The following is a 25,160-nucleotide window of genomic DNA, read 5'->3' on the forward strand; positions in this document are numbered from 1 at the left end:
TCCGGCGGCCTTCCCATCAGAAGCCTGGCACCCCTTTCATGTCAGGCAGTTGGTGCGCAATCCCCTTGTGGCAGTCGATGCAGGTGTTGGCCCCGCTTGCCAGGTTGGTGGAGTGCATCTGGGCGGCCCGACGCCCTTGCAGGGAGAAGTCCATGTACTCGAAGTTGTGGCAGTTGCGGCACTCGCGCGAATCCGTCTCCTTCATCCGCTGCCACTCCCGCTCGGCCATCTCCCGCCGGTGGGATTCAAACTTCTCGCGGGTATCCACCTTGCCGGTGATCATGCCCCACAGCTCCTTGGAGGCCTGCACCTTGCGGATGATCTTGTAGGTCCACTCGTGGGGGACGTGGCAATCCGGGCAGCTGGCCCGCACGCCGGAGCGGTTGGCGTAGTGGATGGTGTCGCGGTACTCCACGAACACGTTGTCCTTCATCTCGTGGCAACCGGTGCAGAAGGCCTCGGTGTTGGACGCTTCCATGGCGGTGTTGAACCCGCCCCAGAAGATGACGCCACCGAAGAAGCCCATCAGCAGGATGACCCAGAGGGCCGCCTTCGACGGTGACTTGAAGGTGGTCCACAGACGCTTCACAAAGCCGGGTAATTTCATCTATGGGCTCCTCAGTTCAGCGCTTCAACCGGTTTGAAGGTATTGTTCACCAGCGGCTTGGCGTCCGCTTGCGGCACGTGGCACTGCAGACAGAAGTAGCGGCGCGGCGAGACTTCGCCCAGGGTCATGCCGTCGCGGGTCTCGAAGTGGGTGGGGCTTATCTTGGGGGCCTTCATGGCACTGGCGTTCTTGAAGCTGTGACAGGCCAGGCACTTGTTGACCTTGTTGTCCACTTCATAGTTGCGGGTGTCGTGGGGGATCAGCGGGGGCTGGTGCATGTACTGGCGATCGTAGAGGTCGCCATCCTTGCGAAAGTTCTTCAGAGGGGCCGCGTCGGCATCCGTCACCAGATCCGTGCTTCCCCGCTCCGACTTGATGCCCCCCGTGCTGTTGGTGATCTCGGGGACGGCCGCCATCAAGGAACCCGCCATCAGGCAGGCCAGCATTGCTCCAATCAGCTTCTTCATTATGTGTTCTCCGACGTTTTCTCTGCCTTGACGGCAAAACCTACAGTGATTTCAAAAACTTGCTCCGCGCAGACATCGATGCAACGGCCGCAGTTGGTACACTCCTGAGCCGCAATCAAGGGCCCGTGACCACGCCTGGCACCGTGAACGGGGCCGCGCAGGATGGGACGTTCCGGGCAGACCGCATAACAATCCATGCAGTTGCTGCACCGCTCGCGCCCCGAGGCTGCAATCTTGATGAACCCGACCCGGTTGACCAGGGCATAGAAGGCCCCCACCGGACAGAGGTGGCCGCACCAGCCCCGCTCCACCACAAAAAGGTCGAACAGGAACAGCACCGCCAGCAGGCCCCAGCCCGCCCCCATGCCAAACAGCAGGCCCCGCAGGGTGAGCGACACCGGATTGACCAGCTCCCACACCAGCACGCCGGCGATGGCCGGCGCCACCAGCACCATGACCAGCAGCCAGTAGCGGGTAGCGCGGTTGAACTGACCATTGCCCTTGAGCCCGAGCCGCCCCCTGAGCCAGGCGGCGGCATCGGTGACCAGGTTGACCGGACAGACCCAGGAGCAGAACACCCGCCCCCCGACCAGCCAGTAACCCGCGAGCACCAGCCCGGCCCCGAGCCACAGGGTGGGGATGGGCCACTGGCCCGCCGCCACCGACTGCAACAGGGTCAGGGGATCCGTGAGGGGCACCGTCTCCAGCAGCAGGGAGCTGGAGAGGTTGCCCTTGAGGATCCAGATGCCCGCGAGCGGTCCCAGCAGGAACAGCCCCTGCACACCGAACTGGCAGAGCCGGCGCAGCAGCAGGAAGCGGTGTGACCGCCACCACCCCAGCCTGGCCGTGGCCTCGGCTCCCGGATACCGACTCATAGACCCTCCGGTTTGCGGGTCGGCAGGGTCAGTCGCTCACCGATGAGGGACTTGCCCGCCTTCTCCTTCTCTTGCCACCCGAGCCGGTAGTGGTGACCCAGCTCCCCCTTGGCAAGCTGGCGAGGCACCACCTTGATGGCCGCCTCCTCCAGCACGCAGGCGTGCTCGCACTTGCCGCAGCCGGTACAGAGATCGCTGTGCACCGTGGGCAGGAACATGGCGTGCTTGCCGGTGCGCGGGTTGTGCTGCAGCTCCAAGGTAATGGCCTTGTCGATGAGGGGGCAGACCCGGTAGCAGACGTCGCAGCGCAGCCCCAGGTAGTTGAGGCAGGTCTCGTGATCGATGAGCACCGCCACCCCCATCCGCGCCTGATCGATGTCGGTCATGGCCCTATCCAGCGCCCCGCTAGGGCAGGCCACCACGCAGGGGATGTCGTCACACATCTCGCACGGGACGGCGCGCGCCTTGAAGTAGGGGGTGCCGGTGGTCACGGGTTCAAACAGCCGGGCGAGCTTGAGGGTGTCGTAGGGGCAGGCCTCGACGCAGAGCCCGCAGCGCACGCAGGCGCCGAGGAACTCAGCCTCGTCGAGGGCTGCCGGCGGGCGCAGCGCCTGGGCAGGCACGGCTTGTGCCTGCTGGCGGGCCACGCCACCGAGCCCCACGCCAAGCAGGCCCACACCGCAGGCCCCCTTGGCCATGTCGGCCAGAAACTGGCGCCGACTACGACTCATCTCGCGCTCCCCCGCCTTATGCCTTGACGACCTTGACGGCGCATTTCTTGTAATCCGTCTCTTTGGAGAGCGGATCGGTGGCGTCCAGGGTCAGCTTGTTGACCAACTGGCTCGCATCGAAGAAGGGCATGAACACCAGTCCCTTGGGCGGACGGTTGCGGCCGCGGGTCTCGACCCGGGTCTTCACCTCGCCCCGGCGGGAGGAGACGATCACCTCTTCACCACGGCGCACACCACGGGCCTTGGCATCTTCCGGATGCATGAACAGCACCGCATCCGGGAAGGCGCGATAGAGCTCGGGGACCCGGCGGGTCATGGTGCCGGTGTGCCAGTGCTCCAGCACGCGACCGGTGGAGAGCCACATGTCGTACTCTTTGTCCGGAGCTTCGGCAGCCGGCTCATAGGGCAACGCGAAGATCACCGCCTTGCCGTCGGGCTTGCCGTAGAAACGCACCCCCTCCCCCGCTTTCACATAAGGGTCAAACCCTTCGCGGTAGCGCCACAGGGTCTCCTTGCCGTCCACCACAGGCCAGCGCAGGCCGCGGGCTTCGTGATACTGATCGAACGGCGCCAGGTCGTGGCCATGGCCGCGACCGAAGGAGGCGTACTCCTCGAACAGCCCCTTCTGGACGTAGAAACCAAAGTGCTCGGCCTCGTCGTTCAGGGCCCCCTTGCTCTGCTCTTTCGGGAACTGGTTCACCTGGCCGTTGGCATAGAGCACGTCGAACAGGGTCTTGCCCTTCACTTCCGGCATCTTGGCAATCAACTCAGCCGGCCACACCTCTTCCACTGTGAAGCGTTTGGAGAATTCCATCAGCTGCCACAGGTCGGACTTGGCCCCTTCCGGTGCCTTCACCTGCTGGTGCCAGAACTGGGTGCGACGTTCGGCGTTGCCATAGGCCCCCTCTTTCTCCACCCACATGGCGGTGGGCAGGATGAGGTCGGCCGCCTGGGCGGTCACGGTCGGATAAGGGTCGGAGACCACGATGAAGTTGGCCGGGTTGCGATAACCGGGCAGCGCCTCTTCGTTCATGTTCGGGCCGGCCTGCATGTTGTTGTTGCACATCACCCAATAGGCGTTGAGCTTGCCGTCTTTCAGCATGCGGTTTTGCAGCACGGCGTGGTAGCCCACCTGCTCCGGGATGGTGCCTTCCGGCAGCTTCCAGATCTTCTCGGCGATGGCGCGGTGTTTGGGATCCGTGACCACCATGTCCGCCGGCAGACGGTGGGCGAAGGTACCCACTTCACGGGCGGTACCACAGGCGGAGGGCTGGCCGGTCAGGGAGAAGGGGCCGGAGCCCGGCTGGGAGATCTTGCCGGTCAGCAGGTGGATGTTGTAGCAGAGGTTGTTGGCCCAGACGCCCCGGGTGTGCTGGTTGAAGCCCATGGTCCAGTAGGAGACCACCTTCTTGTCCGGATCCGCATAGATCTGGGCCAGCTTCTCGAGCTTGTCCTTGGGCACGCCGGAGAGCTTGGAGACGGACTCCAGATCGTAATCCGCCACGAACTTGGCGAAGTCCTCGAAGCTCATGGGGGTGGAGTCGCCGCTGTCCGGGTTCTTGGCCTTTTGCTGCAGCGGGTTGGTGGGACGCAGGCCGTAGCCGATGTCGGTCACCCCTTTGCGGAACTGGGTGTGCTTGTTGACGAACTCCCAGTTCACCTTGTCGTTCTGGATGATGTAGTTGGCGATGTAGTTGAGGATCGCCAAATCGGTCTGGGGGGTGAACACCAGCCCGTTGTCCGCCAGCTCGAAGCTGCGGTGCTCGAAGGTGGAGAGCACGTGCACCTGCACATCCTGGTGGGACAGACGGCGATCGGAGATGCGCGACCAGAGGATGGGGTGCATTTCGGCCATGTTGGAGCCCCACAGCACGAAGGCGTCGGCCTGCTCGATGTCGTCGTAGCAGCCCATGGGTTCATCCATGCCGAAGGTACGCATGAAGCCCACTACCGCGGAGGCCATGCAGTGACGGGCATTGGGATCCAGGTTGTTGGAGCGCAGGCCTGCCTTCATCAGCTTGGCGGCGGCATAGCCTTCCCACACGGTCCACTGGCCGGAGCCGAACATGCCGACGGCGGTCGGGCCCTTCTCTTTCAGGGTCGCCTTGAACTTCTCGGCCATGATGTCGAAGGCCTGATCCCAACTGATGGGGGCGAAGTTGCCGTTCTTGTCGAACTTGCCGTTCGTCATGCGCAGCATGGGCTGGGTCAGGCGATCCTCCCCGTACATGATCTTGGAGAGGAAGTAGCCCTTGATGCAGTTCAGGCCACGGTTGACCGGTGCATCGGGATCCCCCTGGGTCGCCACGACGCGGCCAGCCTGGGAGCCCACCAGCACGGAGCAGCCGGTCCCGCAGAAGCGGCACGGCGCCTTGTCCCAGGTGATGGCGGTCTTGTCGGTACTGGTGATCAGGTTCGCCGCCAGAGTGGGGGCACTGACACCGGCCACGGCAGCGGCTGCCGCCACCGCATTGGCCTTCATAAAGTCGCGTCGACTCAGCTTCATGACATATCCTCGCATTGCTTAATCACATCAATGACAGCCATTGTGACGAGCCGCGCTGGCTCAGCTCCATGGCGCTTTATTCCTTTGCTCTGGGCTTTTCGTTCATCGAACGCAGACAACAGACCCGGCATCCCGTGTATTACCCGTGGCGGTCAGCGAACGACTCTTGCGCTTCTGCCACATGACGCCTTATTCCCCATCTTCGGCGTCCATTTCATCGAACTGGTGGTAGATCAGGGCCGCAGAGAGCACCCCGGGCAACCCCTGAATGGTGTCGATGGCCGCCATGATGGGGCGCTGGCTCGGCCCCTCCAGGGTCACCACCAGCTTGCCCTCCTCGCTGACGGCGTGGATCTCGGCCCCATCCAGGGTCGCAATCCGCTCTGCCAGGGCGTGGCGCAGATCGGGCTGGGTCAGCACCACCAGGCTGGATACATGGAACTCTTCTCGCGTCATATCACCGTTTTCCAACTTGTTCGTCTCTTGGGTCATCGCGAAGCCTCGCCACGAGACAGACCGATGCTGATGCTACCCACCGGGCAATCCGCCACGCAGGCCCCGCAGCCGTTGCACGACTCGGCATGGATGCCGGGGGTGGGTACGCGCCCCAGCCGGGGGGAAAAGCGGATGGCCTGCTGCTCGCAGCTGTCCTGACAGCGCTGGCAGAACACCTGGGCAGTGGCCAGACAGCCCGCCTCGATATGGGCCACATACTCCCAGGGTGTCTGGGTTGTCGGCCTGAACACCGGCGCCTGGCAGGCGCTGACACACTCGGTGCAGAAGGTGCACTCGCCGCGGTGAAAATCCACCGTGGGGAAGCCCCCGTCTCCCTTGATCAGGATCTGCTCCGGACAGGCCGCCAGACAGTCGCCGCAGCGGGTGCAGCCGGCCACGAACTCGTCCCAGGAGACGGACCAGGGCAACTGGATCCCGGCCTTGGGGGCGCTCAGGCGTCCCCGAAACAGGCCTCTGCGTGACAAGTTGACCCCGTCGGTCATATCGACTCCTCTTTTCGGGGGCGGATGCCCCCGCGCGGATTCCGTGACTGGCATTTTCAATACCAATTATAAGCGTGGGTGTATATTGCGGCCCTGACAAGTCAGGGGATATACCACCAGGGAGATAAACAGGGGGGATTCTTGCGCTGGATCAAACCCTTGGCGCAATTAGACACAGCAGGGGCAAGGTAAATTACCCCTATGTGAGGATTGATAATTAATCGAAGGTTATTTGAGGTGCACGGCGGCTGTCAGCCGCCGATGGAGGCCAGGTGGGGGGTCATGCCTGCATTGCCTTCATGGAGGCGATGGGTGGCGGCCTTGCCGGTCAGCGCCTGGCGAATACGCCATTGTAGCGCCTCCTGCAGGCTGTCATCGGTGAGCAGATCCCGCAGTTCCACCCCGTTGTCGCCAAAGAGACACAGGTGCAGCTTGCCCTTGGAGGAGACCCGCAGCCGGTTGCAACCGGCGCAAAAATCCTTGCTGTAGGGCATGATGAGCCCCACCCCGCCCCTCGAGTCCGGATGCGTGAACACCTGGGCAGGGCCATCATCGAGGCCGCGCAGCTGCTGCACCCAGCCGCTCTCTTGCAGGCGCTGCTTGATGAGTTCACCGCTGGTATGGTGATCGCGAAACAGGGCGTCCATCTCGCCGGTCTGCATCAGTTCGATGAAACGCAGCTCGATGGGTTTGTCGCGGATCCAGGCGAGGAATGTCTCGAGCTGATGATCATTGAGCCCCTTGAGCAGCACGGCGTTGATCTTGACCGACCGAAAACCGGCACTCAGGGCGGCGTCTATCCCCGCCATCACCTCCGCCAGCTTGTTCTCGCCGGTGATCTGGTGGAACTGACGGGGATCCAGGCTGTCGACGCTGACGTTCAGGGCCGTCAGCCCCGCATCGAACCACTCGCGGGCACGCTCCTTGAGGCGATACCCGTTGGTGGTCATGGCCACCTTCTCGATGCCGGGGGTATTGGCCACGGTCTCGATGATGGCCGTGAAGTCGCGGCGCAGGGAGGGCTCGCCTCCGGTCAGACGCACCTTGCGCGTCCCCATGGCCGCAAACCCGGAGACGACGCGACGGATCTCCTCCAGGGAGAGGAAGGACTGGCGCCCCTCACCATCTCCTTTCGGCGGGTGATAGCCGTCCGGCAAACAGTAGGTACAGCGGAAATTGCAGACGTCGGTGACCGACAGACGCAAATAGTAAAAGCGACGGGAAAAACCATCTTCAAGTGGCAACATAAACACCTTTCCAAATACGGGAGGCCAGGGCATTTCTTTCCTGACCCTTTCAGCTCGAACATCGGCTGACGGCGATCTCCCCCTATCTCAATGACTTAGGCAAAATCGCTCGGAGTTCATCTAGTTTTTCGATGCTAGCACAACTTGGAGTACACTCCCATGCTACTTTGTGGGGTCTTTGTGGGTGAAAAGGGAGCCGGTCGGCATGGGAAAATGGTTCAGAGTGCAGTCGGTCAGCAGCGCCATCGGTCGCTCCATGGTGCTGATCCTGTTCATGGCCAGCCTGATCGCCGTGGTGGCCATGGTCACCCTCTTCTATTCGGTTCCCGATGCCAAGGCCATCAACCTGTCGGGATCCCTGCGCATGCAGGCCTACCGCATGGCCTATGAAATCGAGAAGGATCAGGTCGTCCTCGGTCGGCTCGCCCAGTTTGAACAGACCCTTCATGCCCCCGAGCTGCAGGAGACCCAGCGCTGGATCACGCCCGCCTCCCTGCGCCGCACCTATGGTGAAGTCCTCTTGCAATGGCAAGTGATGCGCGAACACATCGAGAATGCCACGCCCAGCCGTTATACCGACAATACGGAACAGTTCGTCGCCGCCATCGATGACTTCGTCAACCAGATGCAGTACCACGTGGAGTTCAAGGTGCGCATGCTGGCGCTGGCCGAGGGGCTAGGGCTGCTCGCCATCATCACCATCGCCTGGTGCACGGTGCGCTTCACTCGCCAGCAGGTGGTGGCGCCCTTGAATCAGCTGGTCTATTGCGCACGCCAGATCCAGCGTCAGGAATTCGATCTCACCCTGCCCCCCCACTGTGAGAACGAGCTGGGAGAGCTGTCGGGAGCCTTCGCGACCATGGCCGACGAGCTTGGCAAACTCTACCGGGAGCTGGAGAGCAAGGTGGAGGAGAAAACGGCCAAGCTGCAACAGGCCAACGACACCCTCTCCTTCCTCTATTCCACCGCCCAGAAACTGCACGCGGCGCCCCTCAGCCGCCGCACCCTGCAAAAGCTGCTGGAGCGGGCCGCCGCCCACCAGCACATCGAGTACATCCGCCTCACCCGCTTCGAGCACAATGCGATGCCGGTCTACATCACAGGTCGCAAGGGGTGGCCGGGGGATCTGGACGCCGTGGTGAGCTTCTACCTGCAGATGGATGACGAGGAGTACGGCCGGCTCGACATGATAAGCGACCACCCCATCGACGAGCGGCTGATGAAGAACTTCTCCATGTTGCTGGCCCAGGTGCTGCACAAGGATCAGACCCTGCTGCAGCACCAGCGCCTGCTGCTGATGGAAGAGCGCGCCGTCATCGCCCGTGAACTGCACGACTCCCTCGCCCAGGCCCTCTCTTACCTGAAGATCCAGGCCACGCTGCTCAAGCGCTCCTTCGCCAAGGGGGACAGGGCCAAGACCGAGGCAGCCATGGAGCAGATCGACGAGGGACTCAGCAATGCCTATACCCAGTTGCGCGAACTGCTCGGCACCTTCCGCCTCAGCATCGGCGATGCCAACCTGGGTGAAGCCATCGCGGTCATGCTCGAGCAGCTCAAACCCCAGACGCACGCCGACATCAGGCTCCAGTACGGACTGACGGACACCGACCTTGAAGCGGGGCAGCACATCCACATCCTGCAGCTGATCCGTGAGGCAGTGCTCAATGCCATCAAGCATGCCAGCGCGCGGCACATTGACGTTAGCTGTGAGACCCTGGCTGATGGTAACATCCAGGTTCAGATTGCAGACGATGGTGTTGGAATAAGGGGCGCAAGCTCGGCGGTGAATCACTACGGTCTCAGCATCATGAATGAACGCGCCAGCAAATTGCGCGGCCAGTTGACCATCAGTGAACCGCCCTCCGGGGGCACCCGCATACACCTGACCTTTCCCACCAGCCTAACAAGAGACGCCTGATGGACGAGATGAAATACAGTGTTCTGGTCGTGGATGACCATCCCCTGATGCGCAAGGGAATTGTGCAACTGCTGGAGTTGGAAGATAACATCGACGTGGTTGGCGAGGCCTCCAACGGCACCGACGCCGTGGCCATGGCCAAGGAGTCCGAACCGGACCTTATCCTGCTCGACCTCAACATGAAGGGGTTGTCAGGTCTCGATACCCTCAAGGCGCTGCGGGCCGAAGAGGTGACTTCCCGCGTGGTGATCCTGACCGTCTCTGACGCCCGCCAGGATGTGGTTGCCCTGCTCAAGGCTGGCGCGGACGGCTATCTGCTCAAGGACACCGAGCCTGACATGCTGCTGGCCCAGCTGGCTGACGTGATGACCGGCAAGCAGATCCTGAGCGAGCCGCTGCGTCCCTATCTCGAGAACATCTACGAGCTGGACCACCTGCAGCAGAAGCTGGAGAGCCTGACCCGACGCGAGATGCAGATCATGCGTGAAATCGCCAAGGGGTTGTCCAACAAGCAGGTCGCCTCAGTGCTCCATATCTCCGAGGGAACCGTCAAGGTCCACGTCAAGAGCCTGCTGAAAAAGCTCGAGGCCCAAAGCCGCGTCGAAGCAGCCGTCATGTACCTGGAACAGCGCAACTGAGGTCCCGGCCTCCTGCCAGCAAGGGGTCACCATCCGTGCCTCCTTGCTGGCCCCCTCTCCTTTTCCCCAAATGGCGCGGAACCCGGTGCTCTATTGAGTAGATGGATTATTATTTTCATGACATCGAACGGGAAGGAAACATCGACATGACCTTTGAGCAGATAGAGCTGGTCCAGAAAGCCTGGGGCAGGGTGAGCGCCCTGAACAACAGCTATGTCCAGGAGGTGTATGAAGAGCTGTTCAGATTGTCCCCCGAACTCAGGGCCTTCTTTCCCCCACATCAGGAGCTGCCCGTTGCCAAGGTGTCGGACACCCTGAACACCGTCATCACCAGCCTCTCCCAGCTGGATGCACTGGGTTTCATCATTCGCGATCTCGGCAGGCGTCACCAGCGATTCAACGTTCAACCCCACCAGTTTGCGCTGCTCAAACAGGCGCTGACCCAGGTACTGGCACGGCGTCTCGGCAGTGGTTTTACCCCGGCACTGGCACAGGCCTGGTCGCAGATGTATGACGAAATAGCCGCCCTGATGCTGGACGGCATGACACAGCACACCGAATTCACCACCTGATCCCCTGGCCTTGGTCTCCAATCGCTGAATGGGTCTGTAACAGGCATTTTGCATGAATCAAATTTGCAATATGCGAAAATAGACTCATTCTGCACACGGGGTATGTTCGGCGCCCTAACACCTCACCTGAATCCCTTTCGCACTGCCTTGCCTGCGTTCGCGACATCAAATCACAATAGATTGATTTTAAATGGATATTAAAAATAACCACGGGAAATGACTCACCCCTTCGCCACGCCACCTCTCTCTGGCACGGTCACTGCATTGTCACATTCAGCAATGACTGATTAGGAGGATGGAACATGAAACTTCAACAACTGGCACTGTTCCCCTTGCCGTCCCACATTCTGCCCGGTGGCAAGCTCCCCCTTCGCCTGTTCGAGCCGCGCCACCTGCAGATGCTCAAGGAGTCCTTCCTCGAGGATCGTGGCTTTGGCATCGTGATGGAAGAGACCACCAGCACGGGTACCTGCGGACGGATTCTCCCGGTCGGAACCCGCGTCAAGGTGACTGATTTTTATACCCTCAACGACGGTTTGCTCGGGGTCACCGTGCTCGGCCTTGAACGCTTCTGCATCCACGAGATGGAAACGGATGACGCAGGCCTCAGGCACGCCCAAGTCGAGCCGCTGCCCAACTGGCCGAGTGCGGATTCTGATGTCAGCGACAACCAGCTGGTCAGCCGATTGAGAGAGGTCTTTGCACAATACCCGGAACTGGATGAGCTCTACCCGGACAAGCAGTTCGACGATGCAGCCTGGCTCTGCCAACGCTGGCTCGAGATCCTGCCCATGCCGATCTATGAAAAACAGATGTTGATTGCCAAACAGAACAGTGAAGCGGCGCGCCAGTTCTTGCGCCGACTGATCGCACAGTGAGTCAAAGAGTGAGTCAACGGTTGGTTTGCAAAACGCGAATTCTCGGCACTGCATTCTTATAATGAAAAAATGAGAATTGCATTTTGCAATCACGGTAGCGATAAATAACACACAATTCAGCTACAGGCCGCAAATAACAGGTTTTGAAAAGTTGGCACGACTTTTTCATATAAAACCGTACAACCCGATTTATCCCGTGCTCTCTTCAGTATTTGCTGAAGAATTGGTCAACCACCAGGTTGACCATTTTTTTTACCCAAAATCGGCCGGCATCACCTGCAATGGCGGAGCAGGCAGCTTCGCAGCCTGGCAAGACTGATGGGTTTGGCCAGAAAATCGTTCATGCCCTGGGCAAGGCAGCGGGCCCTGTCCTCCATCATAGCATTGGCCGTCAACGCGACGATGGGCACCTCACACCCCATGTCCCGCAGGCGCCTGGTCGCCTCCAGCCCATCCATCTGCGGCATGCGCATATCCATCAGGACAAGGTCCGGCTGCTGCTTCGCCACTTGTGCCAGGGCCTCCAGCCCATTGCCTGCCAGCCTCACCCTGCACACCAGCTTCTGCAGCATCAGGGATACCACCAGCTGATTGACCGGACTGTCTTCCACCACCAGCACATCCAGCTCCAGTCTGGCGCACTCTTCACTGCCGGGGGCGGTGGCCGGAGCACAGGGAGAGGCCATCCCGGGCAGCTCGAACCAGAAGCAGCTTCCCAGCCCAGGCGTGCTCTGCACGCAAATGTCTCCCCCCATCAGCTGCACCAGCCGCCTGCAGATGGCCAGCCCGAGCCCCGAGCCGGAGAAGCGGCGGGTTGCCGAACTGTCGACCTGATAGAAGGGTTCGAACAGCAACGCCTGATCCTCGGTGGAGATGCCGATCCCCGTGTCGCTGACCATGACCCCCAGCTTTTCCTCCTCCCAGGTCAACGCCAGACGCACGCTGCCGACGGAGGTGAACTTCACGGCATTGCCAAGCAGGTTGCCTATCACCTGGGAGAGGCGGACGGCATCCCCTTGAAGGCGTTCAGGGAGCGTCTCATCCAGATGCCAGTGCAGAGTGATGCCCTTGGCACTGGCCTGTGCCTGCAAGGGCTCCACCAGGGCACGGCACAGCTCGGCTGGTTGAAAGGGTTCACAGTGCAGCGTCAGGGTATGTGACTCTATTTTCGAGAAATCGAGCACATCGTCGATGATGGTCTGCAACAGATGCGCAGAGTGGGTGGCATGGCCGATGAGGGTCTGTTGCGGAGTGTCGAGCCGGCCGTGCTGCAGCAGATCCAGCATCCCCAGCACGGCGTTCATGGGAGAGCGGATCTCGTGGGTCATCATGGCGAGGAACTGGGATTTGGCACGGTTGGCCGTCTCGGCATCGTCCCGCGCCCGCGCCAGCTCCTGCTCGCGGCGGATCTGGCTGCCTATCTCCCGCGCCGTGCCCCGATAGCCGAGGAAGCGGCCACCGGCATCATGGCAAGGCTCCGCATTGATCTCCATCCAGCAAGGCCCGCCCGCCAGCATCACCTGGGCCCGCATTCCCCGCACCGGCAGATGGTGGGCGATCAGGTGCCGATAGTGGCTCCAGGCCGGGTCCTGCTTGTCGTGGGCAAAATCATAGAGGCTTCTCCCCGTCTGGCGGGCCAGCACTTCCCCCTGATAGCCAGGGGCAGAGACATAGCTGAGCCTGTGCTGGGGATCGGTCTCCCAGAACCAGTCAGAGGCCATGGCGGCAAAACTGCGAAAACGCTGTTCGCTGGCCTGCAGGGCCAGGGTCTTGAGGTCAACCTGTTCTTGCAGGCGAGCCCGATAGGCGATGTTGACCAGAGCCTGGGAGATGAGCGGGCGACAACGCTGCATCGCCGCCTTGCTCTTGAGATCGAAGGTGCCCGCCACGCTGTGCCGGCAGATGAGCACACCGGAAAACCCCGGTCCCTGCAAGCCTGTCATCATGACGCTGGCCCAGCCCGGCGCCCCTGCCAGCGGCGCCAGCTCAGGCAGTTGGGCGGGATCATAGATGACCAGGGTCTCCCCCTCGATGGCCCTGGAGAAGAGCGGTGTCAGCGACCAGGTCCGGCCCACCTCGTCCGGCTGGGTGCTCAGATGGGTGCTGCCCCTCACGGCCTCCCAGGCGACCACGTCCGCCTGTTCGAATCCGATAAAGGGCTTGAGAGCAAGAATGAGACTCTCCAGTACCTGCTCCAGACTCTGGGCCTGTGCCAGGGTCGCCACCCCGCACAGCAGGGCTTGGGACTCCTCCCGATATCTGGCCTCCCGCTCCCGGCAACGCATCAGCTCCACCAGCGTGGTTTGCAGTTTGTCACCCAGGGTTTCGAGTTCGCTATTGCCTATCATCTTGAATCCAGCACAGTGTCAGCTCTCGAGGAAGATTACGCTCGACACCATGAGGTTGCCGTGTGCCAGCTCACCATGGGGTAATCGTCCCTGTTCACCGAAGGTAAAGGGCGTGATGAAGGGGATCTCACCCAGCCTCTGACTGAATTGACTGACGATGTCCCCCAGCCTGTCCCCCAGTGCCAGCCGACAACCGGCACAAAACACCACCAGGGCGCCAAAGGGGCGCATATTGCTCGCCATGCCATATTCAGGCTCGATATTCACCGCATTCAGGCTGCGCTGCAACAACCCTTCCTGGCTGCTGTACATGAGCAGCAGCCGCTCTCCCAGTCGGGTTTCGGTAAAGAGGCGTAGCCCCTCCCGCGCCGTCACCGCCTCGGGATGGGAGAGCTTGTAGTAGGGCAGGTCATCGAGCATGCCGACCTGACGGGCCAGTGGCGAGAGCGTCGTCTCCCTGAGGATGGGGCCCACTGGCCAGGGCGTCGCACGCTCGGTCCAGCGACCATAGACCCGGGCCGCCGGCTCGTGATCGATGGTCAGCACCTCCCGCCCGTCTATCCCGGTAATGATGCCGCGACACTCGGTGGGTACATAGCCTGAATGAAACTGGAACGCCAGTTGGCAATCGGGGTAAAGCACCGCCAACACGCACCCTTGTGATCCCTCCCCTTCGTCCCAGCACAGCTGCCACTGCCCGGCCACGCCGTCGTCTGCCGCCGACCCGCCGACGACGGGAACGGTCGCGCCAAACTCGGCGTCGATCCCCGCGAGCACAACCTCCTCCAGCCCCGGGCTGGTGTGCAGCAACACGAGCTGCGGCAGCTCTCCCGGTCGGCCACCATCGGCGATGGCGCGGCGCAGCAATGCCCGCACATCCGGTTGATCCCCCATCTGGCCAGCCACGCCATAGGCCCCCTTGTCATCATAAAGGGCGGCGACCGACAGGCTCCAGCCATGCCGACCATGATGGCCATCCTGGGTCAGGATACCGCCGCAGGAGCTGCAACCGATCAGCCGGGTATCGGGAAAACGTGCCTTGAGCGCACGGCGCAGTTCCGCCGCCTCGTGTGCTTGGGTAAAATAGACCAGCAACAGCGATGGAACATGGGATGACTGGGCATGCAACCGCTCTGTAACTTGTTGGGCGGCCAGTGGGGTCGTCTCGGCAAGCGAGTGAGCCGTCAGGAAGTTCAACATCGTCTCCTAGGGGTACGGGATGCTGGCATCAAGCAAAAATCATACCCTTATCAAACAATTACCTGGCCATGGAGACTAGAATGGTGCTCACTGGCCTCCCACGGGATCACTGCATGTGGCAAAAAAATATCAATGACTTCGACCGGGTCGTCGCCATCGGCGGCGGGCACGGTATGGGCCGGGTGCTCTCTTCCCTGTCGTTCTTGGGATCCCGGCTGACGGGCATCGTCACCACCACGGATGATGGCGGCTCCACCGGACGCCTGCGCAAAAGCCAGGAGTGCATCGCCTGGGGGGATCTGCGCAACTGCCTCAACCAGCTGGTGACCACCCCCAGCATCGGTAGCCAGCTGTTCGAGCACCGCTTTACCGGCCGCGGCGAGCTGGCGGGCCACAACCTCGGCAACCTGATGCTGCTGGCCCTCGACAACCTCTGCGTGCGCCCCCTGGATGCCATCCGGCTCATCAGCGACATGCTGGAAATTGAACCCAATCTGCTGCCCATGTCCGAGCATCCCACCGATCTGTGCGCCCACACCGTCTGTGGCGATCAGATCCTGGGAGAGGTCTCCATCGATCAGCTCACCACGCCGCCACGGGCCCTGAGCCTGAAACCGGTCGTGCCCGCCACGCGCGAAGCAGTCGAGGCGCTGAGCCAGGCCGACATGATCATCCTGGGGCCGGGCAGCTTCCTCACCTCCATCATGCCTCCTCTGCTGCTGCGCGAAATTGCGGAGGCGATCCGCAGCAGCCGCGCCATCGTCGTGTTCATCAGCAATCTGGTGGACGAAGAGGGTCCGGCAGGCCAGTTGTCACTGTCCAGTCAACATCGTTGGCTGGAAGAGCGGATAGGCAGCGGCCGGATCGATGCCATTCTGGCTCCCGAGGGCCCCCAGGTACCCGAGCTGCAGCACTGCCTCGTTCGGGCCGAGCTGGGTGAAGCGGCCCTCCCCCACCGCCACGACCGCCTCAAGCTGCGGCTGGCACTCGACACCGTGATCCTGAGCAGGCTTGGCGAGCGCGACATGGCGGGCTGATGCCCTTCTGGATCAGTGAAACTGGGCCAGATGGGTGAAGACCTGGGGCAGGGAGTGCTCCAGCTCAGCCAGCAGTCTGCCGGCCTCTTGCTCATCTTCCCGGCGACAGGCGGACTCCAGATCCATCACCTGCTGATAGCTGGGTTTGGCGCCATAGCTGCCACAGGACGATTTCATGCTGTGGGCAAGACGCGCCAGGGCTGACCAGTCCCGCTGCTCAAAAAGCGGTCTTAATTGGGCCAACTGCTCGCCTACCTCTTCGACAAACACCGAGATGACGACCGGCATCATCTCGTGACCGATATCATCTGCCAGTTGTCGCAGCACTTTCTGATCCAGCCACTCCATCTTCTCTTCCCTATGATGGTATTCAAACAGACCACAATATAGCGGACCCACAGCCCCGCTGTCACCCGTCCTTCGGGCATGCCCGTATCGCTCCGGATGCTCTTGCGACACCAGAATGTGAGCAGCTTCAAGTTATCGGTATGTCAGTCAGAATGGAGAGAGATAAAGGTTGTCACAAAATTAACATTAAAGTAACAATGCAACCCATGAGAATGATGCGGCTCAGCAACACCTCTCTCATCCCTTTTTGCCTGTATGGCTGCTGCGAAGAACCAGGGTAGACATCTGCCCTGGTATTTTTTTATTTCTGGTTCAACAAGTTGGCTGCATTGCCATATTCCAGCTCACCCAGCCTGAACAGGCAGAACTCCCCGGGCACCATCTTCACCCAATTCTCGTTGCCGGTGAGCGGCCGGGTGGCGATCAGGGTCACCACATCGTTCGGCGTCGTTTCACTCTGAAAGTCGATGGCCACATCCTCATCCAGCAGACGGGCTTCGCCAAAGGGAGCCCTGCGCGTCAACCAGTAAAGGTTGTTGCTGCAATAGGTCATCACGAACTCTCCGTCCGACAGCAGCATGTTGAACACCCCGAGCCCGCGCAGCTCGTCGCACAGGGTCGCGAGGTAACGGAACATGGCGGGGAAATTTGCCGGCCGTTTGGGGTACTTGTGCTCCAGCCTGTCGAGCAGCCAGCAGAAGGCGTGCTCGCTGTCGGTGTCGCCGACCGGACGGTGGCGCCCGGTCGGCAGCTTCTTGTAACCGGTCAACTGGCCATTGTGGGCAAAGGTCCAGTAACGGCCCCACAGTTCGCGGGTAAATGGGTGGGTGTTTTCCAGGGAGACACACCCCCGGTTCGCCTGCCGGATATGGCTGACCACGGCACGGCTCTTGATGGGCAGTGCCTGGACCAGCTTGGCGATGGGAGACTGGGCGCTGGGTTCGGGATCCTTGAAGGTGCGAAAACCCCGCCCCTCATAGAAGGTGATCCCCCAGCCATCCTTGTGGGGACCGGTCTTGCCGCCCCGCAGCATCAGCCCGGTAAAGCTGAAGCAGATGTCGGTCGGCACATTGGCACTCATGCCGAGCAGTTCGCACATATACCATCCACTCCCTGAATGTCTTGACTCTAGTTTCGTCAATCAACCGTCACGGCTGGATGAGAGGGCCGGTATGGTCACCCATCCCCCCTCTCAATCCCGGATCGTTGATTACTTGGCCATCTCTTTTTCAACCAGTTGGATCAGGATGTGGATCACCTTGATGTGCACTTCCTGGATGCGGTCGGCATAACCGAAGTGCGGCACACGGATCTCCACATCGGCCAGACCAGCCATCTTGCCGCCGTCCTTGCCGGTCAGGGCAATCACCTTCATCCCTTTGGCACGGGCCGCCTCGATGGCTTTGAGGATGTTGCCGGAATTGCCGCTGGTGGAGATGCCGAGCAGCACGTCACCACGACGGCCGACGGCCTCCACATAGCGGGAGAAGACATAGTCATAGCCAAAGTCGTTGGAGACGCAGGAGAGGTGGCTGGGATCGGAGATGGCGATGCCGGCATAGCCTGGGCGGTTCTCGCGATAACGACCGGTCAGCTCCTCGGCAAAGTGCATGGCATCGCAGTGGGAGCCGCCGTTGCCGCAGGAGAGTACCTTGCCTTCCTGCTTGAAGGAGTCGGCGAGCAGCTTGGCCGCCGCCTCGATGTTTTTCAGATTTTGCTCATCTGCCAGGAACGCCTGAAGCACGCTGGCAGCTTCGGTCAACTCGTTGCGGATCAGTTCTTGGTACATGGTTTTTGAAATCTCGTCGTCCAACATAGGGTGGCGGCATTGTCGCACAAGCCAGTCCAATCGTCGCCCCCCGCCCGCCAAGATGGGGCGGGCAGCGCGTTATGCCGATCACAGAGCCAAGGTAACAGGCTTGTAAACAGCTTGATAAGTTTGTGCGTATGAATTACAACAGGGGCCACATCCAACAGGTCAGACCTCTGGATCAGTTAACGCCAATTTCCCAACCTCGGCAATTCATGCAAGGAGCAAACAATGACGACGACCCTCACTCTGCTCGGGGTGATCCTGGTGATCGGCGCCATGGCCTATCGCCGTGCGTCCCTGTTCACCGCCACGCTTGCCACGGCCGCCGCCCTGGTCGCCGGCACCTTCTATGGCCATGTGCCCCTGTTGGTGTGGGCGCTGTTCGCGGTGATAGCCCTGCCCCTCAATCTGGTGGAGTTTCGCCGCAACCAGCTGACCAAGCCGCTGTTCAAGATCTACAAGTCCATCATGCCGGAGATGTCCCGAACCGAGAAGGAAGCCATCGAAGCGGGGACGACCTGGTGGGAAGCGGATCTGTTTGCCGGCAACCCGGACTGGAAGAAGCTGCACGCCATTCCGGTCAGCACGCTGTCTGCCGAAGAGCAGGCCTTCATGGACGGTCCGGTTGAAGAAGTGTGCCGCATGGTCAACGACTGGGAAGTGACCCACGAGCGTGCCGATCTCTCTCCCGAGGTATGGCAATACCTGAAGGACAACAAGTTCTTCGCCATGATCATCAAGAAGAAATATGGCGGGCTGGAGTTCTCCGCCTACGCCCAGTCCTGCGTGCTGCAAAAGCTGTGCGGCGCCAGCGCCGTGCTCGCCTCCACCGTCGGCGTTCCCAACTCCTTAGGGCCGGGTGAGCTGCTGCAACACTACGGTACTGACGAGCAGAAGGATTACTATCTGCCCCGTCTGGCTGTCGGCAAGGAGATCCCCTGTTTCGCCCTGACCAGCCCGGAAGCGGGTTCTGATGCGGGCTCGATTCCCGACTTCGGCATCATCTGCAAAGGCGAGTGGGAAGGGGAAGAGGTGCTCGGCATGCGCCTGACCTGGAACAAGCGCTACATTACCCTGGCTCCCATCGCCACCGTACTCGGCCTCGCCTTCAAGCTGCGTGACCCTGACCACCTGCTGGGTGAGGAAGAAGAGCTCGGCATCACCTGCGCCCTCATTCCGACCCACATCAAGGGAGTCGACATCGGTCGCCGCCACTTCCCGCTCAACGTGCCGTTCCAGAACGGCCCGACCCGCGGCAAGGACGTGTTTGTACCGCTCGACTTCATCATCGGCGGTCCGGCCATGGCCGGTCAGGGCTGGCGCATGCTGGTGGAGTGTCTCTCCGTCGGTCGCGGCATCACCCTGCCTTCCAACAGCACGGGCGGCGTCAAGATGCTGGCCCTGGCCACCGGTGCCTACAGCCGCATCCGTCGCCAGTTCAAGCTGCCGATTGGCAAGATGGAAGGGATTGAAGAGCCGCTGGCACGCCTGGGTGGCAACGCCTACATCATGGGCGCCGCCGCCAAACTGACGGTCACCGGCATCGATCTCGGTGAAAAACCCTCGGTCATCTCCGCCATCGTCAAGTACCACCTCACCGACCGCGCCCAGAAGTGCATCATCGATGCCATGGACATCCATGGCGGCAAGGCCATCTGCATGGGGCCGAACAACTATCTAGCCCGTGGCTATCAGGGGGCGCCCATCGCGGTGACCGTCGAAGGAGCCAATATCCTGACCCGCAGCATGATCATTTACGGTCAGGGAGCCATCCGTTGCCACCCCTACGTGTTGCCGGAGATGCTGGCCGCCAGCCACCCCGACAAAGAGCAGGCGCTGAAAGATTTCGACAAGGCGATGTTCAGCCACGTGGGCTTTGCCATCAGCAACCTGGTGCGCAGCTTCTGGCTGGGGCTGACCGGTGCCCGCTTCGCCGCAGCGCCCTACAAGGATCAGACCAAGGGCTACTATCAGCAGCTCTCTCGCCTCTCCGCCAACCTGGCCTTCCTGTCAGACATGGCGATGGGCACCCTGGGTGGCGAGCTCAAGCGCAAAGAGCGGGTCTCTGCCCGCCTTGGCGATGTGCTGAGCCAGCTCTATCTGGCCTCCAGCGCCCTCAAGCGCTATCAGGATGAAGGACGCCAGCAGGCCGACCTGCCGCTGCTGCACTGGGCACTGCAAGACGCCCTGTTCAAGGCTCAGGAAGCGATCGACGAGTTGCTGCGCAACTTCCCGAACCGCTGGATTGGTCTGGCCCTGCGCGCCATCGTGCTGCCCCTTGGTCGCGACCTGAAGCGTCCCTCCGACAAGCTCGACAGCCAGGTGGCCCGCCTGCTCCAGGTGCCAAGTGCCACTCGCAGCCGTCTGGCCGAGGGCCAATATCTGACGCGCGAGGAGGGCAACCCCTTCGGGCTGCTGGAACAGGCGCTGGACGATGTGCTGACCGCAGAGCCGCTGTTTGACAAGGTGTGCAAAGCCGAAGGGAGCAAACGCCCCTTCACCCAGCTCGACAAGGTGGCAGAGGCGGGCCTGAGCCTCGGTGTCATCAACCAGGCCGAAGCGGACCTGCTGCGGCGCGCCGAGGAGAGTCGCCTTCGCACCATCAACGTCGATGACTTCGATCCCGTCGACCTGGTGGCCAACAAGGCACTGTTTGAAGCCTCCGCCTATCACAGGGCAGCTTGATGCCTCTGATGCCAGAACGCCTCCCTTGTGGAGGCGTTTTTCATGAAAGGGCGGGTGGATGGCATCCGATACGAAGAAAGAGAAACCGACTGGATCATATTTTGGATATCAATCCGTTTCCTATATTGAATGAAGCGGTTAAGGTAAGCACAGGATCACACACAGGATTGCATAATGGATGATCAAATCCTGATTATTGATGATGAAGATCTTCCCCAATCAGCACCGCGTCCCGCCGGCTGGAAGGTGATGATAGTGGACGATGAACCCGAAGTGCATCGCATCACCAAAATCACCCTGAACAAGTTTGAATTCGACGGCAAGCCGATCGATTTTCTGCACGCCTACTCTGCGGCTGAAGCCAAAGCCTTGCTCGCCCTCACCCCGGATGTCGCCCTGCTGCTGCTCGACGTCGTCATGGAGGTCGATCATGCCGGTCTCGAGGTGGTCAAGTTCGTGCGCGACGAGCTGCAAAACAAGATGGTGCGCATCGTGCTGCGAACCGGTCAGCCCGGCCAGGCCCCGGAAGATGACGTGGTGACCAACTACGACATCAACGACTACAAGGACAAGACCGAGCTCACCTCCCAGAAACTGCGCACCCTGCTGCGCGCCAGCCTGCGCTCTTACCGGGACATCCGAACCCTTGAGAGCAATCGACAGGGGCTGGAAAAGGTCATCGAGGCGTCCAAGGGGATCTTCGAGCAGCGTGCCCTGCGCCAGTTCGTCGAAGGAGCCCAGACCCAGCTCAGTGCCCTGCTCAATCTGGAAGAGTCCCAGATTTACGATGTGAAGCACCTGGCGTATGAGGTGCGGGATCAGGTGCTCGAGCCTCTGCTCAGCGATGGTCCCATGCTGCGCCTCGTCGATGCGCCGGAAATCCTGCGCTGTGCCATGGCCAAGGGAGCCAATGTCTACGATGGCAACCAGATGGTGCTCTATTGCCAGAATGCCCGTCATCACCTGCTGTTCCACATCGAGACCACTCGCCCGCTCAGCCAGATGGATACCGGGCTGCTGAGCCTGTTCACCGAAAACATCATAGTGGCGCTGGAGAATATCCGGCTCAACGAGGTGATCGGTGACAACCAGCGAGAGATCATCTATCGCATCGGCGAACTGGTGGAGAGCCGCTCGAAAGAGTCCGGCTTGCACGTCAAGCGGGTGGCCCTCTACACCGAACTGTTCTGCAAGCTGCTCGGCATGAATGAGGACAGGTGCGAGCTCATCAAGCGTGCCTCTCCCCTGCACGACATCGGCAAGGTGGGGATCCCGGACGCCATCTTGCACAAACCGGGCAAACTCACTCCCGAGGAGTGGGAGATCATGAAAACCCACGCCCAGCTTGGGCAGGACATGCTCTCCGGCAGTGACCTGGCCCTGTTCCAGATAGGCGCCACCATCGCGGGCAACCATCACGAGAAGTGGAATGGCAGCGGCTATCCCCGCGGATTGAAGGGAGAGGACATTCCGCTGGAAGGACGCATCGTCGCCCTGGCGGATGTGTTCGATGCCCTGGGCTCCGATCGTTGCTACAAGCAGGCCTGGCCGCTGGAGCAGGTGCTGGCGTTGATCAAGGAGGAGAAAGGAGAGCACTTCGACCCCCTCCTGGTGGACCTGATGCTGGCCAATCTGGAGAAGTTCCTCGATATTCGCGAACAGTACAAAGACATCTATATCGGCGCTCACTGATATCGGGTTCACCCCATCCACTTGCCACCATGAAGAAGCCGCCCATTGGGCGGCTTCTTTGCAATGTGCGCGGAATTATTGCTCCGGCAGATTGAGATCCAGTTTGGGGGTTGCTGGCGTCTCTTCAAGTTGCGCCTTCTGCGCCGCCATCGCCTTGTGCAGGGTGCGGCGCTTTTGCAGCAGAATGAAACCACCGGCCCCCAGCAAGAGCAGCAACACGCCACCTCCCCCCAGCGCCCAGGGCAGCCAGACCGGACTCTCCCGCTCCTCGAACCGGTCGGGGGTGGCGGCGGATGCTGGCATGGCCGCAGAGGGTGCAGGAGGGGGGGGAGGCGGTGCTATGGTGAACGACTTGGCCGGCAATTGCAGTTGCACCTCGCGACCGAGCCGGGTTGTTCCAAAGAGGGTGGCCTCCACCTTGTACTGCCCTGCCGCCTTGAGGACGGAGAGATCGACGCCAAAACGCGGCGCTGTCGCCACCTCGTTGAACGTCATGCTACTGCCGCTGCCGTCGATGGCCTTGCCCTGGATGACCACGGAGGCGGGATCCAGTTCATCCACATCGATGACCAGAGAGAGCTTGGCTCCCCCCTCCCCGGAGGGGGGATTCAGGGAATAGCTGACCGGCCAGGGGTAGAGCAGCACCGGCTGTGACTGGGCTCGTGAGAAGACCTCATTGCCGGTGCTGAAGAGGGCTCGGTATTTTCCCGCAGGGACGTCCAGTACCGCCTCGGCGGTCAAGATACCGTCCCCCGGCACTTCGTCCACCCCCTTGCCATCATCCATGTAGCGTCCCAGGGTCTCCTCGAACACGGGATCGCCGCTCTGGCTGGCATCGTTGAACTGCTGCAGCTTGACGGTCATGCCCAGATCGGTGAGGTAGTAACCCGCCCCAGGCGCCGCGCCATCGATCAGCAGACGGGATTGCAGTTTGACCCGCTCACCCTGATAGAGGCGGGCCGGCAGCGGCTCGCTCTCGACCTGGATGTCGGTGAGCAGGCGCACCCGATTGTCGGGGTCCACCTCTCCGATCGCCTGCCAGGGGCCGGGCATGGGGTCGCGGATGGTGATGAGATCCTGATCCTTGAGGGGCAACCAGCCCACGTCGGGCGGCTTGACCTTGCCCACATAGAGCTTGCTGCCATCGGGCCGCACCAGGATCACCGAAGGCGTCCCCGGCTTGCGCTTGATGATGAAGGTGATCTCCTTCACGCCGTAATCGATGCGAAAGCGGTTATCGAGCAGAGGAATGTCGGAAGGCGCAAACACCTCGTTGGCCGCGGCCGGGAGGGAGGCCAGCAGCAGCAGCCCCCAAAGCGATCTCATTGCCGCCACAGGCAGGCACCTCCTTTTTTCTGTACCAGATCCAGCCTCGCTTCATGAACGGCCGCCACCTCGTCGCTCGCGCGCACCACCCTGAGCGGTGGGCGATTGCTCTCCAGACGACGAATGCCGGTATCCTGGCTGGTCTCGCTCTCGCTGGTTTCGCTCGCCAGATTGAGTTTGGTCTGGCCACCCGTCATCAGGAGGTAGACGTCCGCCAGGATCTCCGCATCAAGCAAGGCGCCGTGCAGGGTACGGTGAGAGTTGTCGATGCCGTAGCGATCGCACAATACGTCCAGGTTGTTGCGCTTGCCCGGGAAGAGATCCCGCGCCATCGCCAGGGTATCCGTGATGCCGCAGATATCCGCCGTCTTGAAGTTCAGACCGAGCTTGCTGAACTCATAGTCCATGAAGCTCACGTCAAAGGGGGCGTTGTGGGCGATGAGCTCGGCGCCGCGAATGAACTCGATGAAATCGTCCGCTATCTGGCTAAAAGAGGGCTTGTCCGCCAGGAAGGCATCCGTGATGCCGTGCACGGCGATGGCCTCGGGGTCCACCAGCCGATCCGGCTTGATGTAGACGTGGAAATGGTTGCCGGTGAGTTTGCGGTTGATCACCTCCACACAGCCGATCTCGATGATGCGGTGCCCAAGATAGACAGGGCCGCCCGCGGTGTTCATGCCGGTGGTTTCGGTATCCAGAATGATCTGGCGATTCAGTTGGGGTGTGCTCATGATCAAATCCATGTCAAACTTCGGTTTTACTCGCTAGTTTACCCCAAGCCTCTCGCTAAAACAGATTGATTGCTCATGTTGAAACAGATTGATTTATTCACGGATGGCTCCTGCTTAGGCAACCCGGGCCCCGGCGGCTATGGTGCCGTCATGGTCTATGGCAAGCATCGCAAGGAGATCTCCGCCGGTTTTCGATTGACCACCAATAACCGGATGGAGCTGATGGCTGCCATCATGGGGCTGCGGACCCTGAACGAACCCTGCCAGGTGCGGCTCACCACCGACAGCCAGTATGTGCGCCAGGGGATCACCCAATGGATCATCGGCTGGAAGAAGAAGGGCTGGATGACCGCCAACCGTCAGCCGGTCAAGAACGTCGATCTCTGGCAGGCCCTCGATGCGGAAGTGGCCCGTCACCAGATCGAATGGCTCTGGGTGAAAGGACACTCGGGCCACCCGGAAAACGAACGCTGTGACGAGCTGGCCCGTGAGGCCGCCAGCGGCAAGCAGCTTGCCGAAGACAGCGGCTACCAGCCCTGATGC

23 protein-coding genes and 1 riboswitch are annotated in these 25,160 nt (G+C 61.2%); of the genes, 8 read left to right on the forward strand and 15 right to left on the reverse strand.

Annotation, left to right across the window (positions count from 1 at the left end; translation table 11 throughout):
- Nucleotides 1-16 precede the first annotated feature (16 nt).
- From AB5Y89_RS05715 to moaA, 8 genes are all read right to left on the reverse strand, one after another.
- Nucleotides 17-607 (reverse strand): cytochrome c3 family protein, encoded by a 591-nt coding sequence (locus AB5Y89_RS05715; RefSeq protein ID WP_010674159.1) that lies wholly within the window; start codon nucleotides 605-607, stop codon nucleotides 17-19.
- A gap of 11 nt (nucleotides 608-618) precedes the next feature.
- A complete protein-coding gene (locus AB5Y89_RS05720) occupies nucleotides 619-1,074 on the reverse strand; it encodes a nitrate reductase cytochrome c-type subunit (protein ID WP_041212738.1) in 456 nt (151 codons plus the stop codon).
- The gene (napH, locus tag AB5Y89_RS05725; RefSeq protein ID WP_368223076.1) at nucleotides 1,074-1,949 is read right to left on the reverse strand and encodes a quinol dehydrogenase ferredoxin subunit NapH; all 876 of its coding nucleotides are present in this window, start codon (nucleotides 1,947-1,949) and stop codon (nucleotides 1,074-1,076) included. The genes AB5Y89_RS05720 and napH overlap by 1 nt, the downstream gene beginning before the upstream one ends.
- Nucleotides 1,946-2,680 (reverse strand): ferredoxin-type protein NapG, encoded by a 735-nt coding sequence (gene napG / locus AB5Y89_RS05730; RefSeq protein ID WP_368223078.1) that lies wholly within the window; start codon nucleotides 2,678-2,680, stop codon nucleotides 1,946-1,948. The genes napH and napG overlap by 4 nt, the downstream gene beginning before the upstream one ends.
- Before the next feature lie 16 nt (nucleotides 2,681-2,696).
- On the reverse strand, nucleotides 2,697-5,186 hold the full coding sequence (gene napA / locus AB5Y89_RS05735; protein ID WP_167824927.1) for a nitrate reductase catalytic subunit NapA: 2,490 nt from the start codon (nucleotides 5,184-5,186) through the stop codon (nucleotides 2,697-2,699).
- A gap of 189 nt (nucleotides 5,187-5,375) precedes the next feature.
- Nucleotides 5,376-5,678, reverse strand: a complete 303-nt coding sequence (locus AB5Y89_RS05740) for a chaperone NapD (protein ID WP_010674154.1) — start codon at nucleotides 5,676-5,678, stop codon at nucleotides 5,376-5,378.
- Nucleotides 5,675-6,184, reverse strand: a complete 510-nt coding sequence (gene napF, locus AB5Y89_RS05745; RefSeq protein ID WP_041212734.1) for a ferredoxin-type protein NapF — start codon at nucleotides 6,182-6,184, stop codon at nucleotides 5,675-5,677. Before napF ends, AB5Y89_RS05740 begins: the two co-directional genes overlap by 4 nt.
- A 251-nt stretch (nucleotides 6,185-6,435) precedes the next feature.
- A complete protein-coding gene (gene moaA / locus AB5Y89_RS05750) occupies nucleotides 6,436-7,431 on the reverse strand; it encodes a GTP 3',8-cyclase MoaA (protein ID WP_160838047.1) in 996 nt (331 codons plus the stop codon).
- Nucleotides 7,419-7,558, reverse strand: a riboswitch (molybdenum cofactor riboswitch). It overlaps the preceding gene by 13 nt.
- A gap of 78 nt (nucleotides 7,559-7,636) precedes the next feature.
- Here moaA and narQ point away from each other — a divergent pair.
- From narQ to AB5Y89_RS05770, 4 genes are all read left to right on the forward strand, one after another.
- Nucleotides 7,637-9,349, forward strand: a complete 1,713-nt coding sequence (gene narQ / locus AB5Y89_RS05755; RefSeq protein ID WP_041215515.1) for a nitrate/nitrite two-component system sensor histidine kinase NarQ — start codon at nucleotides 7,637-7,639, stop codon at nucleotides 9,347-9,349.
- Nucleotides 9,349-9,987: a two-component system response regulator NarL gene (gene narL, locus AB5Y89_RS05760; protein ID WP_039038841.1), complete on the forward strand. Its 639-nt coding sequence runs from the start codon at nucleotides 9,349-9,351 to the stop codon at nucleotides 9,985-9,987. The genes narQ and narL overlap by 1 nt, the downstream gene beginning before the upstream one ends.
- A 146-nt stretch (nucleotides 9,988-10,133) precedes the next feature.
- Nucleotides 10,134-10,559 (forward strand): globin domain-containing protein, encoded by a 426-nt coding sequence (locus tag AB5Y89_RS05765; RefSeq protein ID WP_323933562.1) that lies wholly within the window; start codon nucleotides 10,134-10,136, stop codon nucleotides 10,557-10,559.
- A 302-nt stretch (nucleotides 10,560-10,861) separates the two neighbouring features.
- Nucleotides 10,862-11,437 carry an LON peptidase substrate-binding domain-containing protein gene (locus AB5Y89_RS05770; protein WP_041212730.1) on the forward strand — a complete coding sequence of 192 codons (576 nt, stop codon included), beginning with the start codon at nucleotides 10,862-10,864 and terminating at the stop codon, nucleotides 11,435-11,437.
- Between the two features lie 272 nt (nucleotides 11,438-11,709).
- On the opposite strand, the gene AB5Y89_RS05775 is transcribed toward AB5Y89_RS05770, so the two are convergent.
- Both AB5Y89_RS05775 and AB5Y89_RS05780 read right to left on the reverse strand, forming a co-directional pair.
- Complete coding sequence (locus AB5Y89_RS05775; protein ID WP_164884715.1) at nucleotides 11,710-13,785, reverse strand: ATP-binding protein; 2,076 nt, start codon at nucleotides 13,783-13,785, stop codon at nucleotides 11,710-11,712.
- 18 nt (nucleotides 13,786-13,803) lie between these two features.
- Nucleotides 13,804-14,985, reverse strand: coding sequence for an FIST signal transduction protein (locus tag AB5Y89_RS05780; protein WP_041201554.1), 1,182 nt, complete (start codon nucleotides 14,983-14,985; stop codon nucleotides 13,804-13,806).
- Nucleotides 14,986-15,098: 113 nt separating this feature from the next.
- On the opposite strand from AB5Y89_RS05780, the gene yvcK reads away from it, so the two are divergent.
- Nucleotides 15,099-16,022, forward strand: coding sequence for a uridine diphosphate-N-acetylglucosamine-binding protein YvcK (yvcK, locus tag AB5Y89_RS05785; RefSeq protein WP_029314269.1), 924 nt, complete (start codon nucleotides 15,099-15,101; stop codon nucleotides 16,020-16,022).
- A 12-nt stretch (nucleotides 16,023-16,034) separates the two neighbouring features.
- Here the strand turns inward: yvcK and AB5Y89_RS05790 are convergent, their stop codons facing one another.
- The 3 genes from AB5Y89_RS05790 to lpcA form a co-directional block, all read right to left on the reverse strand.
- Entirely contained in the window at nucleotides 16,035-16,370 is a 336-nt protein-coding gene (locus AB5Y89_RS05790; RefSeq protein ID WP_010674144.1) for an Hpt domain-containing protein, read from the reverse strand.
- A 301-nt stretch (nucleotides 16,371-16,671) separates the two neighbouring features.
- Nucleotides 16,672-17,469: a class II glutamine amidotransferase gene (locus tag AB5Y89_RS05795; RefSeq protein ID WP_043154215.1), complete on the reverse strand. Its 798-nt coding sequence runs from the start codon at nucleotides 17,467-17,469 to the stop codon at nucleotides 16,672-16,674.
- Nucleotides 17,470-17,580: 111 nt separating this feature from the next.
- Entirely contained in the window at nucleotides 17,581-18,159 is a 579-nt protein-coding gene (gene lpcA / locus AB5Y89_RS05800; protein WP_039038837.1) for a D-sedoheptulose 7-phosphate isomerase, read from the reverse strand.
- A 252-nt stretch (nucleotides 18,160-18,411) separates the two neighbouring features.
- On the opposite strand from lpcA, the gene fadE reads away from it, so the two are divergent.
- Nucleotides 18,412-20,868, forward strand: coding sequence for an acyl-CoA dehydrogenase FadE (gene fadE / locus AB5Y89_RS05805; protein ID WP_042882591.1), 2,457 nt, complete (start codon nucleotides 18,412-18,414; stop codon nucleotides 20,866-20,868).
- A 174-nt stretch (nucleotides 20,869-21,042) separates the two neighbouring features.
- Nucleotides 21,043-22,560: an HD domain-containing phosphohydrolase gene (locus AB5Y89_RS05810; RefSeq protein ID WP_368223080.1), complete on the forward strand. Its 1,518-nt coding sequence runs from the start codon at nucleotides 21,043-21,045 to the stop codon at nucleotides 22,558-22,560.
- A 75-nt stretch (nucleotides 22,561-22,635) separates the two neighbouring features.
- On the opposite strand, the gene AB5Y89_RS05815 is transcribed toward AB5Y89_RS05810, so the two are convergent.
- Nucleotides 22,636-23,886 carry a TIGR03503 family protein gene (locus AB5Y89_RS05815; RefSeq protein ID WP_368223081.1) on the reverse strand — a complete coding sequence of 417 codons (1,251 nt, stop codon included), beginning with the start codon at nucleotides 23,884-23,886 and terminating at the stop codon, nucleotides 22,636-22,638.
- Nucleotides 23,883-24,617, reverse strand: a complete 735-nt coding sequence (gene dnaQ, locus AB5Y89_RS05820; RefSeq protein ID WP_041212726.1) for a DNA polymerase III subunit epsilon — start codon at nucleotides 24,615-24,617, stop codon at nucleotides 23,883-23,885. The genes AB5Y89_RS05815 and dnaQ overlap by 4 nt, the downstream gene beginning before the upstream one ends.
- Nucleotides 24,618-24,692: 75 nt before the next feature.
- Here dnaQ and rnhA point away from each other — a divergent pair, with 75 nt between their 5' ends.
- Nucleotides 24,693-25,157: a ribonuclease HI gene (gene rnhA, locus AB5Y89_RS05825; RefSeq protein ID WP_010674138.1), complete on the forward strand. Its 465-nt coding sequence runs from the start codon at nucleotides 24,693-24,695 to the stop codon at nucleotides 25,155-25,157.
- The last annotated feature ends 3 nt before the right edge of the window (nucleotides 25,158-25,160 follow it).

The sequence above is a fragment of the Aeromonas sp. s4 genome, from assembly GCF_040907855.1.
In the GTDB taxonomy this organism is placed as follows: domain Bacteria; phylum Pseudomonadota; class Gammaproteobacteria; order Enterobacterales; family Aeromonadaceae; genus Aeromonas; species Aeromonas caviae.